Source organism: Streptomyces sp. NPDC000134, assembly GCF_042899225.1.
GTDB lineage: Bacteria > Actinomycetota > Actinomycetes > Streptomycetales > Streptomycetaceae > Streptomyces.
The window spans coordinates 1-16118 of the sequence record NZ_JBIAZN010000031.1 but is presented as its reverse complement, the minus strand read 5'-3'; the positions used below and the strand labels follow the sequence as shown (position 1 = coordinate 16118).

The 16118-nt window shown below is 73.4% G+C and carries 15 protein-coding genes and 1 tRNA gene; 8 read left to right on the top strand and 8 right to left on the bottom strand.

What is annotated here, in order from left to right; genetic code table 11:
- On the bottom strand, positions 1–665 hold a 665-nt coding region (locus ACFY32_RS32000; protein WP_390676141.1), incomplete at its 3' end, for a DUF2510 domain-containing protein.
- A 218-nt stretch (positions 666–883) separates the two neighbouring features.
- Between ACFY32_RS32000 and ACFY32_RS31995 the strand changes: the two genes are divergently transcribed.
- On the top strand, positions 884–1297 hold the full coding sequence (locus ACFY32_RS31995) for an SsgA family sporulation/cell division regulator (RefSeq protein WP_359192608.1): 414 nt from the start codon (positions 884–886) through the stop codon (positions 1295–1297).
- Between the two features lie 11 nt (positions 1298–1308).
- On the opposite strand, the gene ACFY32_RS31990 is transcribed toward ACFY32_RS31995, so the two are convergent.
- Positions 1309–2715, bottom strand: coding sequence for an FAD-linked oxidase C-terminal domain-containing protein (locus ACFY32_RS31990; protein ID WP_359192611.1), 1407 nt, complete (start codon positions 2713–2715; stop codon positions 1309–1311).
- 92 nt (positions 2716–2807) lie between these two features.
- Between ACFY32_RS31990 and ACFY32_RS31985 the strand changes: the two genes are divergently transcribed.
- Complete coding sequence (locus ACFY32_RS31985; protein WP_390676140.1) at positions 2808–4202, top strand: tetratricopeptide repeat protein; 1395 nt, start codon at positions 2808–2810, stop codon at positions 4200–4202.
- Positions 4203–4217: 15 nt separating this feature from the next.
- Here ACFY32_RS31985 and hppD read toward each other — a convergent pair whose 3' ends face one another.
- Positions 4218–5363: a 4-hydroxyphenylpyruvate dioxygenase gene (gene hppD / locus ACFY32_RS31980; RefSeq protein WP_359192617.1), complete on the bottom strand. Its 1146-nt coding sequence runs from the start codon at positions 5361–5363 to the stop codon at positions 4218–4220.
- Positions 5364–5489: 126 nt separating this feature from the next.
- Between hppD and ACFY32_RS31975 the strand changes: the two genes are divergently transcribed.
- From ACFY32_RS31975 to ACFY32_RS31955, 5 genes are read left to right on the top strand one after another with little or no spacing between them, the layout of a single operon-like run.
- Positions 5490–5975, top strand: coding sequence for an Lrp/AsnC family transcriptional regulator (locus tag ACFY32_RS31975; RefSeq protein WP_359192620.1), 486 nt, complete (start codon positions 5490–5492; stop codon positions 5973–5975).
- A gap of 21 nt (positions 5976–5996) precedes the next feature.
- On the top strand, positions 5997–6644 hold the full coding sequence (locus ACFY32_RS31970) for an ABC transporter permease (protein ID WP_359192623.1): 648 nt from the start codon (positions 5997–5999) through the stop codon (positions 6642–6644).
- A complete protein-coding gene (locus tag ACFY32_RS31965) occupies positions 6637–7890 on the top strand; it encodes a betaine/proline/choline family ABC transporter ATP-binding protein (RefSeq protein WP_359192625.1) in 1254 nt (417 codons plus the stop codon). The genes ACFY32_RS31970 and ACFY32_RS31965 overlap by 8 nt, the downstream gene beginning before the upstream one ends.
- Entirely contained in the window at positions 7890–8726 is an 837-nt protein-coding gene (locus tag ACFY32_RS31960; RefSeq protein ID WP_359192628.1) for an ABC transporter permease, read from the top strand. The genes ACFY32_RS31965 and ACFY32_RS31960 overlap by 1 nt, the downstream gene beginning before the upstream one ends.
- Positions 8723–9685 (top strand): glycine betaine ABC transporter substrate-binding protein, encoded by a 963-nt coding sequence (locus ACFY32_RS31955; protein ID WP_390676139.1) that lies wholly within the window; start codon positions 8723–8725, stop codon positions 9683–9685. Before ACFY32_RS31960 ends, ACFY32_RS31955 begins: the two co-directional genes overlap by 4 nt.
- Before the next feature lie 7 nt (positions 9686–9692).
- On the opposite strand, the gene ACFY32_RS31950 is transcribed toward ACFY32_RS31955, so the two are convergent.
- The 4 genes from ACFY32_RS31950 to ACFY32_RS31935 all read right to left on the bottom strand — a co-directional run bounded on the left by ACFY32_RS31950 (position 9693) and on the right by ACFY32_RS31935 (position 15109).
- Positions 9693–10472 (bottom strand): S16 family serine protease, encoded by a 780-nt coding sequence (locus ACFY32_RS31950; protein WP_359192633.1) that lies wholly within the window; start codon positions 10470–10472, stop codon positions 9693–9695.
- Between the two features lie 255 nt (positions 10473–10727).
- On the bottom strand, positions 10728–11369 hold the full coding sequence (locus tag ACFY32_RS31945) for an IclR family transcriptional regulator (protein WP_190202642.1): 642 nt from the start codon (positions 11367–11369) through the stop codon (positions 10728–10730).
- 292 nt (positions 11370–11661) lie between these two features.
- Positions 11662–13458, bottom strand: a complete 1797-nt coding sequence (locus ACFY32_RS31940) for a DEAD/DEAH box helicase (RefSeq protein WP_390676138.1) — start codon at positions 13456–13458, stop codon at positions 11662–11664.
- A gap of 193 nt (positions 13459–13651) precedes the next feature.
- Positions 13652–15109, bottom strand: a complete 1458-nt coding sequence (locus tag ACFY32_RS31935; protein ID WP_390676137.1) for an MFS transporter — start codon at positions 15107–15109, stop codon at positions 13652–13654.
- A gap of 200 nt (positions 15110–15309) precedes the next feature.
- Between ACFY32_RS31935 and ACFY32_RS31930 the strand changes: the two genes are divergently transcribed.
- A tRNA-Cys gene (locus tag ACFY32_RS31930) sits at positions 15310–15381 on the top strand.
- Here the strand turns inward: ACFY32_RS31930 and ACFY32_RS31925 are convergent.
- On the bottom strand, positions 15353–15904 hold the full coding sequence (locus ACFY32_RS31925; protein WP_390676136.1) for an SUKH-4 family immunity protein: 552 nt from the start codon (positions 15902–15904) through the stop codon (positions 15353–15355). The genes ACFY32_RS31930 and ACFY32_RS31925 overlap by 29 nt on opposite strands.
- Between the last annotated feature and the right edge of the window lie 214 nt (positions 15905–16118).

Below are 16118 nucleotides of genomic sequence, written 5' to 3'. Positions count from 1 at the left end.
GAAGCCGGAACCTGAGCGGGCGCGGAAGCCGGAACCTGAGCGGGCGCGGAAGCCGGAACCTGAGCGGGCGCGGAAGCCGGAACCTGAGCGGGCGCGGGGGCGGGGGTGTCCTGTGGTTGCCGGTCGTCCGAGGCCGCCGCGCGGGGCGTCTGCGGGGGTACCGCCCGGAAGGTCATCGTCCCCTCGTCGGCGGGCCCCTCGGTCCCGGACGCCGCGTCGGGCGCCGGCCGCGCCCCCGTCACCGGGCGCCGGAAGACGAAGGTGCCGGGGTCGGTGTCCCCGGGCGGCGGTGCCGCCGCGCCCTGCCCGGCGGCACCGGCCGTGGCGTGCGGCACCCTCGGGTCGGCTCCCCGCGCGGCGGGCCACGCGGGCTGCCGGTCGGCGCCCCAGGCCGTGCCGGGCGCGGGGCGAGTGCCGTGCGGGTCGCCCGGCGGGGCGGCCTGCGCCACCGGGTCCTCGTCGAAGAAGTGCGGCCCGGTCTCCTCGACGGACGCGTCCGCGCCGGGCGGCGGGGGGAGCCGCTCGCCGGCCGCCGGGGCCGGACGGCTGGTGCCCGGTACCCAGGCGGCACCGTTCCAGTACCGGACATATCCAGGAATGGACGGGTCCGGGTAATACCCTTCGCGGGGCCGGTCGTCGCCGGGGGCCGGGGTTGGGGCGCTCATGTCCGTCGTCCCGTATCTGCTCGGTGGTGGTAGGGGGGCCTCCACATCTACCAGACGGGGGCACGCGGCACCCCCGGTCCGGCCGCACCCACTCCTTTCCGGGCAACGCCCGTACGAAAAAAGTTCCGCGGACCCGCGTAACGCCCCGGGCCCCGGCCGCTCTCCCCCGTGACCGTCCGCACGAGCAGGAAACACGAGCAGGAAAGAGGCACGCAGACATGCACCACACCGTCGTAGAGCGGGAGCTGGAGATGCGGCTCGTCCTGGCCCCCGGCCGCACCGCCGCCGTGGCGGCCCTGCTGAGCTACCGCACCGACGACCCGTACGCCGTCCACCTCACCTTCCACACCGACACCGACCGGCCCGTGCACTGGATGTTCGCCCGTGAGCTGCTGGTGGAGGGCCTGTTCCGGCCGTGCGGCAGCGGCGACGTACGGGTGTGGCCGGCGCGTGCCGACGGGCGCGGCGTGGTGCTGGTGGCGCTGAGCAGCCCGGACGGGGAGGCGCTGCTGCGGGCGCCGGCGCCGCGGGTGTCGGCCTGGCTGGAGCGGACCCTGCGCGTGTGTCCCCCGGGCAGTGAGGGCGGGTGGCTCGGCCTGGACGACGCCCTGGCCGAGCTGCTGGCGCGGTGAGGGCGGGGAGGTCAGAACAGCTTGCCGGGATTGAGGATGTCCAGCGGGTCGAAGGCACGTTTGACGGCCCGCTGCATCTCCAGCCCGACCGGGCCCAGTTCGCGGGCCAGCCACTCCTTCTTCAGCACGCCGACGCCGTGTTCGCCGGTGATGGTGCCGCCGAGTTCCAGGCCGAGGGCCATGATCTCGTCGAAGGACTCGCGGGCCCGCCGGGTCTCGTCGGGGTCGGCGGCGTCGAAGCAGACCGTCGGGTGGGTGTTGCCGTCGCCGGCGTGGGCGCAGACGCCGATGGTCAGGCCGTGCTTCGCGGCGATCCGCTCGACGCCGCCGAGCATGTCGCCGAGCCGGGAGCGGGGCACGCACACGTCGTCGATCATCGTGGTGCCCTTGACGGCCTCCAGGGCGGTGAGCGACAGCCGGCGTGCCTGGAGGAGCAGCTCGGACTCGGCGGCGTCGTCGGCGGGGACGACCTGGGTGGCGCCGGCCGCCTCGCACAGCGCGCCGACGGCGGCGAGGTCGGCGGCCGGGTCGGGGGTGTCGAAGGCGGCCAGGAGCAGGGCCTCGGTGGACTCGGGCAGACCCATGTGGGCGAGGTCGTTGACCGCCTTGACGGTCGTACGGTCCATCAGTTCGAGGAGGGAGGGAACGTGACCGCCGGCCATGATCCGGCAGACCGCGTCGCAGGCGGCGCCCGCCGAGGGGAACTCGGCGGCCAGCACCAACTGCTCCGGCGGCGCGGGCCGCAGCGCCAGCACGGCCCGGACGACGATGCCGAGGGAGCCCTCGGAGCCGACGAAGAGGCGGGTGAGGTCGTACCCGGCGACGCCCTTGGCGGTGCGGCGGCCGGTGGACATCAGGCGGCCGTCGGCGAGGACGACGTCGAGGCCGAGGACGTACTCGGCGGTGACGCCGTACTTCACGCAGCACAGGCCGCCGGAGGCGGTGCCGATGTTGCCGCCGATGGTGCACATCTCCCAACTGGAGGGGTCCGGCGGGTAGCACAGGCCGTGTTCGCCGGCCGCGCGGGAGAGGTCGGCGTTGATGACGCCGGGTTCGACGACGGCGATCCGCTCGACCGGGTCGATCTCCAGGATGCGGTCCATCTTCACCAGGGAGAGCACGACGCAGCCCTCGGTGGCGTTGGCGCCGCCGGACAGGCCGGTGCGGGCGCCCTGCGGGACGACGGGGACGCGCAGGGCGGTGGCGGTGCGCAGGACGTGCTGGACCTCCTCGACGGTGCGCGGCAGGACGACGACGGCGGGGGCGCCGGCCGGGCAGAAGCTCGCCATGTCGTTGGCGTAGGAGGCGGTGACGTCGGGGTCGGTGAGCACCGCGTCGGCGGGCAGGCCGGCCAGCAGCCGGTCCAGCAGGTTGCCGGTCGTCTCGTCACGCGGCGCTTCGATACGGCTCATGATCACAGGGTGGCACCGGGGGCCATCGGTGTGAACCCCGTCGGCACCGGCCTTCGCCTGCCCGGGTGGACCTGCCCCCCGCGCGCACAGTGAGCGGCATGGAGATCCGACTGCGGCGGCGTCCGGGCCGCCTCACCAAGCGGCTGCCGGCCGCCGCGGCCGTCGGGGCCGCGGTGCTCGTCGGGGCCCTGGTGGTGCTGCCCCCGGAGCGCGGCCGGGCGCCCGCTCCCGCGCCGGGCCCGGCGGCCCAGGCCCGGAGCGCGGTCGCCGCGGGGCAACCGGCGGCGCTGCCCGCCCTGACGGCGCTGATCGGCGAGCAGGAGGCCCGCTCGCGCGCCCGTCCGGCGGACGCGCGGACCTGGGCGGTGCTCGGGACGGCGTACGTCGAGCGGGGCCGGCGGACGGGAGACGGCGCCGACTATCCGCGGGCCGAGCGGGCGCTGCGCACCGCCCTGCGGCTGGACGCCTCGCCCGCCGCGCTGGAGGGGCTGGCGGCGCTGGCGGTGGCGCGGCGGGACTACTCCGCGGCGAAGCGCTGGGCCGAGGCGGCGCGCGAGCGGGCGCCGGGGCGGTGGACGGCCCAGGCACTGCTGATCGACGCCTGCACCGGGCTCGGTGACATCGACGGGGCCGGGCGGGCCCTGGAGCGGATGACGAAGCTGCGGTCGTCCCCGGCGGTGAGCGCGCGGGCGGCGGCGGTCTACCGGGACCGGGGCTGGCGGGAGGACGCGGCGGCGCGGATCTCGGACGCCGCGGCGGCGGCCGGGACGCCGGCCGAGCGGGCGGCGTACCTGGAGCAGGCCGGGCAACTGGCGTTCGAGCGGGGGGACCGGGAAGGGGCGCTGCGGTTCTTCGAGGAGGCGCTGCGCACCGATCCCGACCTGCGGGCCGCGCGGGCCGGGCAGGGGCGGGCGCTGGCGGCGCTGGGCCGGACGACGCAGGCGCTGGGCGCGTACCGGGCGGCGCTGGCCCGGCAGCCACGGGCGGAGTACGCGCTGGAGCTGGGCGAGCTGTACGAGTCGCTGGGGCTGGGGCAGGCCGCGCGGGCGCAGTACGAACTGCTGCGCGAGCGGGTGCGGGCGGCCGTGGCGGGCGGGGTGGACGAGGGGCTGCTGCTGGGGCGGTTCGAGGCCGATCACGGGGACCCCGAGGCGGCGGTGCGGCGGCTGGAGGCCGAGTGGCGGCGCCGGCCGTCGACCGCGGCCGCCGACGCGCTGGGCTGGGCGCTGTACCGCGCCGGGCGGACCGGGCAGGCGCTGCGGTACGCGACGCGGGCGACCGACGCGGACCTCGGGGGCGCGGTGCGCAGCGCCCCGTACGCCTATCACCGGGGGGTGATCGAGTGGGCGCTCGGGCGGTACGGGCCGGCCCGGCGGCATCTGGCGGAGGCGCTGCGGATCAACCCGTACTTCTCGCCGCTGCACGCGCCGAGGGCGCGCGGGGCGCTGGCGGCGCTGGGCGAGCCCCCGCTGGAGGACCCGCCCGCGAGCTGACGCCCGTGCCCGGCGCTAGAGATTGCCGCGCCTGGCCTGTTCGCGCTCGATGGCCTCGAAGAGGGCCTTGAAGTTGCCCTTGCCGAAGCCCATGGAGCCGTGCCGTTCGATGATCTCGAAGAAGACGGTCGGCCGGTCCTGGACCGGCTTGGTGAAGATCTGCAGCAGATAGCCGTCCTCGTCGCGGTCGGCGAGGATCTTCAGCTCGCGCAGGGTGTCGACGGGCACGCGGGTGTCGCCGGCCCACTCGCCGAGGGTGTCGTAGTAGGAGTCGGGCGTGTCCAGGAACCGCACGCCGGCCGCCTTCATCGTGCGGACGGTCTGCACGATGTCGTTGGTGTTCAGGGCGATGTGCTGGACGCCGGCGCCGCCGTAGAACTCCAGGTACTCGTCGATCTGGGACTTCTTCCGGGCGACGGCGGGCTCGTTGATCGGGAACTTGACCTTGAGGGTGCCGTCGGCGACCACCTTGGACATCAGCGCGCTGTACTCGGTGGCGATGTCGTCGCCGACGAACTCCTTCATGTTGGTGAAGCCCAGGACCTTGTTGTAGAACTCCACCCACTCGTCCATCCGGCCGAGTTCGACGTTGCCGACGCAGTGGTCGATCGCCTGGAAGGTGCGGTGGGCGGGCGGCTGGACGATCGGGCTCGCGGCGACGAAGCCGGGGAGGTACGGGCCGTCGTAGCCGGTGCGTTCGACCAGGGTGTGGCGGGTCTCGCCGTAGGTGGCGATGGCGGCCAGGACGACCGTGCCGTGCTCGTCCTTCACCTCGTACGGCTCGGCGACCGGGCGGGCGCCGTGCTCGACGGCGTACGCGAAGGCGGCGCGGGTGTCGGGGACCTCGATGGCGAGGTCGATGACGCCGTCGCCGTGCTCGGCGACGTGCCGGTCGAGGAAGCGGCCCCAGTCGGTGGCGGGCTTGACGACCGAGGTGAACACGAAGCGGGCGGAGCCGTTCTCCAGCACGTAGCTCGCGGTCTCGCGGCTGCCGTTCTCCGGTCCGGAGTAGGCGACCAGGGTCATGCCGAAGGCGGTGGAGTAGTAGTGCGCCGCCTGCTTGGCGTTGCCCACGGCGAAGACGACCGCGTCCATTCCCTTGACCGGGAAGGGATCGGCCTGCCGGGCGGTGTCGGGAGTGTGGTGTGTGGTCTGCGTCATAATCGCAGGATCGGCCCCCTCGGCAGGGTGCGCAATAGTTCGCGTTTTGGCTGGGCATGGTGACCAGCGGCACGCCGGTCCTACGGGGCGATCTGTACAGGATGACCAACGGGGAGGGCAGGGCGGATGGGGATCGACCGACTGGACGGACGGATCATCGTGCTGCTGGCGCGGGAGCCGCGGATCGGGGTGCTGGAGATGTCCCGGCGGCTGGGGGTGGCGCGGGGCACCGCGCAGGCCCGGCTGGACCGCCTTCAGTCGAACGGAGTCATCCGGGGATTCGGCCCGGAGGTGGACCCGGCGGCGCTCGGCTACCCGGTCACGGCGTTCGCGACGCTGGAGATCCGGCAGGGCCAAGGCGCCGACGTCCGGGCCCACTTGGCGGCGGTACCGGAAGTGCTGGAGCTGCACACCACCACCGGCACCGGGGACATGCTCTGCCGGCTGGTGGCCCGCTCGAACGCCGATCTCCAGCGGGTGATCGACCGGGTTGTCGGCTTTGATGGCATCGTCCGGGCCGCCACGGCGATCGTCATGGAGAACCCCGTTCCGCTGCGGGTGATCCCGCTGGTGGAGCAGGCGGCGGCCGACCACGGGCGCACATGGACCTGACCGGCGACGGGGTGAGCGGATGTGAACTTCTGGGAGTTCCTTGGCAGCCGCCACCAGCAGTTGCTCGCCGACGCGGGGCAGCACGCCAGCGCCGTCCTCCAGTGCATGGTGGTGGCGACCGTGCTCGGGGTGCTGATCGGCGTGGCCACCTACCGCAGCGAGTGGGCCGGGAACCTGGCGACCGTCGCCACCTCCACCATCCTGACCATCCCGTCGCTGGCCATGATCGGCCTGCTCATCCCGGTCGTCGGGCTGGGCGTGCCGCCGACGGTGACCGCGCTGACCCTGTACGGGCTGCTGCCCATCGTGCGCAACGCCATCGTCGGGCTGCGCGGCGTCGACCCGTCGCTGGTGGACGCGGCCAAGGGCATCGGCATGTCGCGCACGGCCCGGCTGGTGCGGGTGGAGCTGCCGCTGGCCTGGCCGCCGATCCTGACCGGCATCCGGGTCTCCACCCAGATGCTGATGGGCATCGCCGCGATCGCCGCGTACGCCTCCGGGCCGGGCCTGGGCAACGAGATCTTCCGCGGGATCGCCTCGCTGGGCAGCAAGAACGCGCTCAACCAGGTGCTCTCGGGGACGCTCGGGATCATCGTCCTGGCACTGCTGTTCGACGCCGCGTACGTCCTGCTCGGGCGGCTGACCATCCCGAGGGGGGTCCGTGTCTGAGACCGGGACGACCGGCGCCGCCACGACCGGCGCGACCATCCGGCTGGAGAACCTCACCAAGCGCTACCCCGGCAATCCGCAGCCCGCCGTGGACAACGTCTCCATGGAGATCGGCGCGGGCGAGACGGTCGTCTTTGTCGGCCCCTCCGGCTGCGGGAAGTCCACCACCCTGAAGATGATCAACCGGCTGATCGAGCCGACCGGCGGACGCATCCGCATCGACGGCGAGGACGTCACCGACATCGACCCGGTGAAGCTGCGCCGCAAGGTCGGGTACGCCATCCAGTCCTCGGGCCTGTTCCCGCACATGACCGTCGCGCAGAACATCGCCCTGGTGCCGAGGATGACCGGCTGGTCCAAGGCCCGCACCCGGGACCGGGTGGAGGAGATGCTCGACCTGGTGGGCCTGGACCCCGGGGAGTTCCTGCACCGCTATCCGCGCCAGTTGTCCGGCGGGCAGCAGCAGCGGGTCGGGGTGGCGCGGGCGCTGGCCGCCGATCCGCCGGTGCTGCTGATGGACGAGCCGTTCGGCGCCGTCGACCCGATCACCCGGGACCACCTCCAGGACGAGCTGATCCGGCTCCAGCACGAACTGCACAAGACCATCGTCTTCGTCACCCACGACTTCGACGAGGCGATCAAGCTGGGCGACCGGATCGCCGTGCTGCGCGAACGCTCCCACATCGCCCAGTTCGACACCCCGGAGGCCATCCTCACCAACCCGGCGGACGACTTCGTCTCCGGTTTCGTGGGCGCGGGGGCGGCGCTGAAGCGGCTGAACCTGACCCGGGTGCGGGACGTCGGCATCACCGACTATCCGACGGTGACCGTGGACGACCCGCTCCAGCACATCTTCAACCGGCTCCGGGACAGCGGCAGCAACGAGATCCTGCTGCTCGACAAGCGCGGCCGGCCCTACAAGTGGCTGCGGCGCGGCGATCTGATGCGGGCCAAGGGCTCCCTCGCGCGGGCCGGGACGCTCGTCCACGACACGGTGACGCGGGACGCGACGCTCCGGGACGCGCTGGAGGCGGTGCTCACCGACAACGCGGGGCGGGTCGCGGTCACCGGGCGGCGCGGCGAGTACGAGGGCGTCGTCGACATGGAGACGCTGATGAACTCCGTGCACGAGATGCTGGAGGCCGACCGGCTGGACGCGCTGGCCCACCAGCACGACCTGGAGGAGGCCCGCGCCGAGCGGACCCAGGCCGAGCAGGAGGGGCGCGGAGGGGAGCCGGTGCCGTGATGAGCCCTTCCACCCGCCGGCCGCCCGCGGACCTCGCGTACGGGGACGAACCCGAGGACGACCACGGGTCCCGGCCGGTGCCGCCCGCCCCGGCCCGGCGGCGCATCGGCCTGCGCAAGCTGACCTTCCTGCCCGCGCTGCTGCTCGCGGTGCTGCTGGCGACCTGGCTCTGGTTCCGGCAGGCCGACCTGGACGCGCTGAGCGAGAACGCCCTGTCCGACGGGCAGGTCACCAAGGCCCTGTGGCAGCACGTGCAGTTGACGGTGATCTCCACCTTCTTCGTGCTGATCATCGCCATTCCGCTGGGCGTGCTGCTCACCCGCCGCATGTTCCGCAAGGCGACCCCGGTGGCCCTGGCCTTCGCCAACACGGGCCAGGCCACCCCGGCCATCGGCCTGCTGGCGCTGCTGGTGATCTGGCTGGGCATCGGCCGCCGGGCCGCCCTGATCGGCATCATCGTCTACGCGATCCTGCCGGTGCTCTCCAACACCATCGCGGGCCTGAAGGCCAACGACCCGACCCTGCTGGAGGCGGCCCGCGGCATCGGCATGTCCCCCCTCGGCGTCCTGCTGCGCGTCGAACTCCCGCTCGCCGTCCCGCTGATCCTGGCGGGCGTGCGCACCGCCCTGGTCCTCAACGTCGGTACGGCGACGCTGGCGACCTTCGGCGGGGGCGGCGGCCTCGGGGTGCTGATCACCACCGGCATCACCAGCCAGCGGATGCCGGTGCTGGTGCTGGGCTCGGTGCTGACCGTCGCCCTCGCCCTGCTGGTGGACTGGCTGGCCTCGCTCGCCGAGGTGCTGCTCAGTCCGCGCGGTCTGGAGGCGGGCACATGAGACGCCCCGCGTGCCTGCTGGGGGCCGGGCTGCTGCTCGCCGCCGGCTGCGGCCTGACCAGCGGCTCCCCCATGGCCGACGACGTCGAGCCGGGGACCGTCGGCCGCGGCGAGCCCCTCAAGGGCGCCGATCTCACCGTCGTCTCCAAGGAGTTCACCGAACAGCTCGTGCTCGGCGCGATCATGGGCATCGCCTTCCAGGCGGCCGGCGCCCAGGTGCTGGACCGCACCGGCATCCAGGGCTCGGTCGGCACCCGCGCGGCCGTGGAGAACGGCGACGCCGACGCCACGTACGAGTACACCGGCACCGCCTGGATCACGTACCTCGGCAACAGCCGTCCGATCCCCGACCCGCGCCGGCAGTGGGAGGCGGTGCGCGCGGCGGACGCGAAGAAGGGGCTGAGCTGGCTGGCCCCGGCGGCGCTGAACAACACGTACGCGCTGGCCATGAACCGGGCCCACCACGAGAAGTACCGCACGGACACCCTGTCCCAGGTGGCCCGGCTGGCGAAGTCCGACCCGGGGGCGGTGACGCTGTGCGTCGAGGGCGAGTTCGCCAACCGCGCGGACGGCCTGCCCGGACTGCAGAAGGCGTACGGGATGAACCTGCCGGCGCGGAACATCACGCAGATGGACACCGGGATCATCTACACCCAGACGGCCAAGGGCGCCTGCGTCTACGGCGAGGTCTACACCACCGACGGGCGGATCAGGTCGATGGACCTGGTGGTGATGGAGGACGACCGGAAGTTCTTCCCCAACTACAACGCGGCGCCCATGATCCGCACCGACACCCTGAAGAAGTGGCCGGCCATCGCCGAGGTGCTCGGCCCGGTCACCGAGGCGCTCACCAACGACGTGGCGCGGGAGCTGAACGCCAGGGTCGACGTGGACGGGGAGGACCCGCACCAGGTGGCGCTGGACTGGATGACGAAGAAGGGGTTCGTAAAGGAGGGCTGAGCGCGGATCAGCAGTGCGGGACCTCGCCCTTGCCGCCGGCCAGGGCGCGCAGCGCGTCGACCGCGCCCTTGAGCGTGGTCACCGGGACCAGCCGCAGCCCCTTCGGCAGCTCGGTGGCCGCGTCCGAGCACTCCGCCTTCGGTACGAGGAAGACGGTCGCCCCGTCCCGCCTGGCCGCCTGCGTCTTCAGCGGCACCCCGCCGACGGCGCCGACCTCGCCGCCGGGCGTGATGGTGCCCGTACCGGCGACGGTCCGGCCGCCGGTGAGGTCGCCGCCGCCCAGCTTGTCGACGATGCCGAGGGAGAACAGCAGCCCGGCGCTCGGGCCGCCGACGTCCGCCAGCTTCAGCTCGACGTCGACGTCGCCGGGGTCGAGTTCCAGATAGCCCAGGGCGGCGCTGACGGCGTCGTCCTGGGACTCCTTCATCTGCTCGGTGTTGTACCGCTCGATCTCCTGCGGGTCGTCGCCGCTGGGGTACACCGCGTCGCGCGGCATCACCGCCCGGTCGGTGTCGAACCAGGCGCCGATCACCTCGCCGAGCGAGACCCGCGTCTCCGGGCCGGTGGCCACGATGGTCGTCATCCGCAGTTGCCCGCTGGTCTTCCGGGTCGGCGCCCCCGAGACGGTGATCACCGGGGTGCCCCGGTTCTTGCCCAGCACGTCCGCCGTCATCCCGGGCTTCGCCACGGAGAACGGCAGCGGCGCGAACCCGGCCACGGCGAACAACGCCACGACGGGCAGGACACAGAGGGCGAGAACCTGGTGACGCGTGAGACGAGAGAGCACGGGGTCAATCTAACGCGGGGGTGACGGGGACGGGCGGGGCGGCCGGACGGCCCGGGGGGCCGGCGGGGGTACGGGGCCGGGACAGGGGCGGCACGAGGGCCGGAACCGGGACGGCGCGGGGCCTGGCCGACGCCGGGACCGGAGCGGCGCGGGCCGGGACCGGGACGGCACGAGGGCCGGAACCGGAGCGGCGCGGGGCCTGGCCGATGCCGGGACCGGAGCGGCGCGAGGGCTTGGCCGGCGCTGGGGCCGGGGTCAGCGCAGGGCCTCCGCGACCTCCCGTGCCGCGTCCCGTACGCGCGGGCCGACCCGTTCCGGTATGACGTCCGCCAGCATCACCACGCCGACGCTGCCCTCGACGCCGGAGACGCCGAGCAGCGGGGCCGCCGCCCCGCACGCGCCCGTCTCCAGCTCCCCGCTGGTGAGGGTGTAGCCGGGGTCGGTGGCGGGCTGCTGCCGGGCGGCCAGGATCGCCCGGCCCGCGGCGCCCCGGTCCAGCGGGTGCCGGAACCCGGCGCGGTAGGCCACGTGGTAGTCGGTCCAGGTCGGCTCGACGACGGCCACGGCCAGCGCCTCCGCGCCGTCCACCAGCGTCAGATGGGCCGTCGCCCCGATGTCCTCGGCCAGCGCGCGCAGCGCCGGCATCGCCGCCTCGCGGACCAGGGGGTGCACCTGGCGGCCCAGGCCCAGCACCCCGAGCCCGACCCGGGCCCGGCCGCCGAGGTCACGGCGTACCAGGGCGTGCTGTTCCAGCGTGGCGAGCAACCGGTACACCACGGTCCGGTTCACCCCGAGGCGGTGCGAGAGTTCGGTGACGGTCAGCCCGTGGTCGGTCTCGGCGAGCAGCTTGAGGACCCGCAGTCCTCTGTCGAGCGTCTGGGAGGTCTCCGCGGTCACGACGCCCACTCCTTCAGTGGTGAGGTCGGCGGCTTCCTCGCGGCGGGTGCGGCACCGAGTCCCGTCGGTGCCGCGCCTCAAGACCGCCGATCGGCCGGCGGCCCGGCGGCGTCCGGGCCCAAGTCGCTTCACGGCTGCGCTCCGCGGCGGCGCTGCCACGGGGCGTATGCGTAGCGGGACAGTAGCGAGCCGGTCCGCTCAGCGGAAGGTTCCGTCCAGAATCCGGTCAGTCACCCGTACGGACTACCGGCGTTTGTCCCGGTACGTACAGCGAGCAGGCACTCCCGGTGTGTCACTTCATGCGGGTCGCCCACTCCTGGACCTTCGCGATGCGCTGCCGCAACTGCCCCGCCGTGGCCTCGGCGCTCGGCGGGCCGCCGCAGACCCGGCGCAGCTCGGTGTGGATGACGCCGTGCGGTTTGCCGCTCTGGTGGACGTAGGCGCCGACCATGGTGTTGAGCTTCTTCCGCAGCTCCATCATCTCCTTGTGGGAGACCACCGGCCGCCGCTCGGCGGGCAGTTCGAGCAGGTCGGCCTCTTCGTCCGGCTTCTTTCGGCTGTGCGCGATCTGCCGGGCCTGCCGCTTCTGGAGCAGCAACTGCACCTGGTCGGGTTCGAGGAGCCCGGGGATGCCGAGGTAGTCCTGCTCCTCCTCGCTGCCCGGGTGGGCCTGCATCCCGAACTCGGCGCCGTTGTACATCACCCGGTCGAAGACGGCCTCGGAGTCCAGCGCCTCGAAGGAGAACTGCTCCTGCTCGCCGGTGTCCTCGTCCTGCTCCCGGTTGGCCTCGTCCATCTCCTTCTCGGACTCGGCGTACGGGTCCTCCTCGCCGTCCTTCTTGGGCCGGTCGAGGACGTGGTCGCGTTCGCGCTCCATCTCGTTGGCGAAGGTGAGCAGGTCGGGCACGGTCGGCAGGAACACGGACGCGGTCTCGCCGCGCCGCCGGGACCGTACGAAACGCCCGACGGCCTGGGCGAAGAACAGCGGCGTGGAGATGGTCGTGGCGTACACCCCGACCGCGAGGCGGGGTACGTCGACGCCCTCGGACACCATGCGGACGGCGACCATCCACCGGTCGGTGCCGTTGCTGAACGTGTCGATGTTCTTCGACGCGCCGGTGTCGTCGGAGAGGACGAGGGTGGCCTTGTGCCCGGTGATCTCGCGGATCAGCTTGGCATAGGCGCGGGCGGAGTCCTGGTCGGAGGCGATGACGAGGGCACCGGCGTCCGGGATGGCCTTCCTGACCTCGGTGAGCCGCTGGTCGGCGGCGCACAGCACGGACGGCATCCACTCGCCGCGCGGGTCCAGCGCGGTGCGCCACGCCTGGCTGACCGCGTCCTTGGTCATCGGCTCGCCGAGCCGCGCCGCGATCTCGTCGCCCGCCTTGGTCCGCCAACGCATGTTGCCGCTGTAGGAAAGGAAGATCACCGGCCGCACGACGCCGTCCGCGAGGGCCGCCCCGTAGCCGTAGGTGTAGTCGGCGGCGGAGCGCCGGATGCCGTCGTTGCCCTCCTCGTACGTGACGAAGGGGATCGGGTTGGTGTCGGAGCGGAACGGCGTACCGGTCAGCGCGAGCCGCCGGGTGGCCGGCTCGAACGCCTCCAGGCACGCCTCGCCCCAGGACTTGGAGTCGCCGGCGTGGTGGATCTCGTCGAGGATGACGAGGGTCTTGCGCTGCTCGACCCGGTTGCGGTGCAGCATGGGCCGCACCCCGACACCGGCGTACGTCACGGCGATGCCGTCGTACTCCCTGCCGAGCGGCCCGGCGCTGTACTCGGGGTCCAGCTTGATCCCGATCCGCGCCGCCGCCTCGGCCCACTGCTTCTTCAGGTGCTCGGTCGGCGCCACCACGGTCACCTGCTGCACGACGTGGTGGTGCAGCAGCCAGGACGCCAGCGTCAGCGCGAAGGTCGTCTTGCCGGCGCCCGGCGTGGCGACCGCCAGGAAGTCGCGGGGCTGCTCCTGGACGTACTTCTCCATCGCCCCCTGCTGCCAGGCGCGCAGCTTGCTGGCGGTACCCCACGGGGCACGCCCGGGGAAGGCCGGCGACAGGTGGTGCGAGGAGCTGGAACTGGCGGTGGTAGTCACGGTCTCCGAAGGGGGGTCGGTCGGCTCGGCCACGTATGACAACCGGGCCACCCTACCGGCGCCCGTCACCCGCCGACGCCCGGGTCACGCCGGGGCGGCCACGGGTGGGACGCAGGTCACAGTCACCGCGCGGAGCGCGGCGGCCCCGGTCGCAGACCAGGACAGACGCCTGTTCCCGCCGGCCAGGGCGTGCTCACCGCTGCCGCAGCCGCGTGGTCACCCACGCCCCCACCAGCGCCACCCCCGCCATCGGCAGGAACACCGCCGCGAAGGCGGCCGGGTGGGAGCCGGTCGCGTCGGCCGTGGCGTGGGTCACCGTGCCGCCGCCGAGGGCGGCGAAGGCGGCGCCGCCGGCGGCGAGGAGGAGGACGTTGGACAGGCCGTCGGAGATCTGGAGGGCGGCGGAGTTGGTGCCGGCCTCCTGGGGCGAGGAGAGCTTGAGCAGCATGACGCTGGTGGAGGAGATCACCAGGCCCATGCCGAGGCAGCCGAAGGCCCAGGCGACGGCCACCGTCCAGGCGGGCACGGCCTCGATCAGGACGCTCGGCGCGGTGGCGATGGCGGCGGCGACCAGGAGCATCCCGAGGGTCATCAGCCGTTCCCGGTACGGCTCCAGCTTCGGCCGGGACTGGAGCCAGGAGCCGCCCGCCCAGGTCAGCCCGCCCGCCGCCAGCGAGAACCCGGCCAGCGTCGGGCTGAGGCCGCGCTGGGTGACCAGCATCAGCGGTACGAAGGACTCGGCGGCGATGAAGGAGCCCGCGGCGACGCCGCGCAGCAGGACGACGGAGGGCAGGCCGCGGGCGGCCCGGTAGGTGCCGCGCGGGAGCAGCCCGAGGACGGCCGGGACGAGCAGCGCGGCGCCCGCGGCGCCGGGGACCAGGGACATCCAGCGCAGGTCCTGGGCGGCGTACTGGAGCAGCCCCGCACCGAGCGAGACGGCGAGGGCGAGCCGGATGCGCCGCCGGTCGAAGGAGGGTGGTGCCTCCTTCTCCGCCGCCACCGGCCCGGCGGCCCGGCGGCGTATCTGCGGCAGGGCGAGCGCCAGCGGGAACACCACCAGCACCGGGATGCCGGTGAACACCCAGCGCCACCCGAGGTGCTCGGTCACCGCGCCCGACGCCAGCGGCCCGACGATGGACGGCACGATCCAACCGGCCGCGAACGCCGCCATGATCGCCGGCCGCAGCCGTTCCGGATACGCCCGGCCGACGACGACGTACAGCGCGACGATCACCAGCCCGCCGCCGAGCCCCTGCACCGCCCGCCCGAGGATGAACAGCCACATCGTCCCGGCCGTCCCCGACAGCACCAGCCCCGCCGCGAAGCTACCGATCCCCCAGGTCAGCGGCCCGATCGGTCCTCGCCGGTCCGACCACTGCCCGGACAGCACCATCCCGAACAGGCTCGTCGTGAAGTACCCGGAGAACGCGAACGCGTACAGCGACACCCCGTCCAGCTCCCGGGCCGCCACGGGCATGGCCGTCCCCACCGCGGTCGCCTCGAAGGCGATGAGTACGACGACGGAGACGATGCCGATGCTCAGGGCCCGGTAGGCCCGGCTCAGCACGGTGCCCTCGGTCCTCGCCGGCGGGGCTTCGGGGCTCGGCTCGGTGTCGGCGACGTCGGTGTCGCGCGGCTCAGGGATGGTCATGCTCGCCAGGGTAAGGGGCGTCTTCGCCCTTGGCCCCTGTCGGGAGACGGTCCGCGACCGGGACCTTGGTCGTACGACCGCCCAGCCTTCCATGAACGGCGTATGGCAGTCGCGTTGCGCCCCGCCCCGACCCCTTGAGTCCCTCCCCTCCCCCGCCCTACGGTCGTTCCACCGAGTCCGGGCCCCTAGGTCCGCGACACGGCCGTGTGCCCGAGTGGTTCAGGGACTCGCCTGCAAAGCGAGTTACGCGGGTTCGATTCCCGCCACGGCCTCCGGCGTGGTTGTTCTGTGCAGCAGCCACAGGGTGTAGGTGAGGGTGGAGACGTCCGGGGTCAGGGGGCGTGGGGTGCTGGTGGGGTGGTGCCAGGTGAGGATCGTGCCCGTGGTGCCGTCGATGACCGCGTCCTCGTCGCCGGGGAGGGTGCCCAGGCGGATCAGGTGGGCGGGGGCGTCCGGGTCCTCGTAGTGCTCGCGCAGGGTCGGCAGGGCGATGTCGTCCTGGTGCAGGCGGAGGGGGAAGGCGTCCTCCGGGAGGCCCGTGTCGCGCAGGAAGCGGCGGGTGGGCTCGTGGGTGAGGGCCGGCGGGAAGTCGAGGTCCTCGAAGCGGACGACGCGGGACCGGCCGAAGTCGCGGGCGAGCAGGCGGTGCGGCAGGTCCAGGGTCAGGCCGGAGGCGGTGCGGCGGCCCGTCGACAGCAGCACGCAGCCGATCAGTGCCGCCGGGTTCCAGAACAGCCCCGCCGGGGACGGTCTGCGGGCGGTGGTGAGGCGGGCCAGGGTGAGCGGGGACGGCACCTGTCCTGACGTCCGTGCCCCCGCCGTCGCCGTATCGCTCGTGACCCCGTGCATCGTCTCCCCCGAAGTGTGTGCGCGCGGGAACGGCCGTCGTTCCCAGCGCTTCGCACTCTACGCGCGGGCACTGACATTGATGCTGATACTCGGGTTCCGGCGGCCGTGACTCGGGCACTGACTGACGCCCTGCTGGGCTGTCTTCGCGTTGGTCTGTCCG

Coding starts and splice junctions, on each gene's coding strand:
- ACFY32_RS31995 (WP_359192608.1), top strand. CDS start 884: ATGCACCACACCGTCGTAGAGCGGGAGCTGGAGATGCGGCTCGTCCTG.
- ACFY32_RS31985 (WP_390676140.1), top strand. CDS start 2,808: ATGGAGATCCGACTGCGGCGGCGTCCGGGCCGCCTCACCAAGCGGCTG.
- hppD (WP_359192617.1), bottom strand. CDS start 5,363: ATGACGCAGACCACACACCACACTCCCGACACCGCCCGGCAGGCCGAT.
- ACFY32_RS31975 (WP_359192620.1), top strand. CDS start 5,490: ATGGGGATCGACCGACTGGACGGACGGATCATCGTGCTGCTGGCGCGG.
- ACFY32_RS31960 (WP_359192628.1), top strand. CDS start 7,890: ATGAGCCCTTCCACCCGCCGGCCGCCCGCGGACCTCGCGTACGGGGAC.
- ACFY32_RS31955 (WP_390676139.1), top strand. CDS start 8,723: ATGAGACGCCCCGCGTGCCTGCTGGGGGCCGGGCTGCTGCTCGCCGCC.
- ACFY32_RS31935 (WP_390676137.1), bottom strand. CDS start 15,109: ATGACCATCCCTGAGCCGCGCGACACCGACGTCGCCGACACCGAGCCG.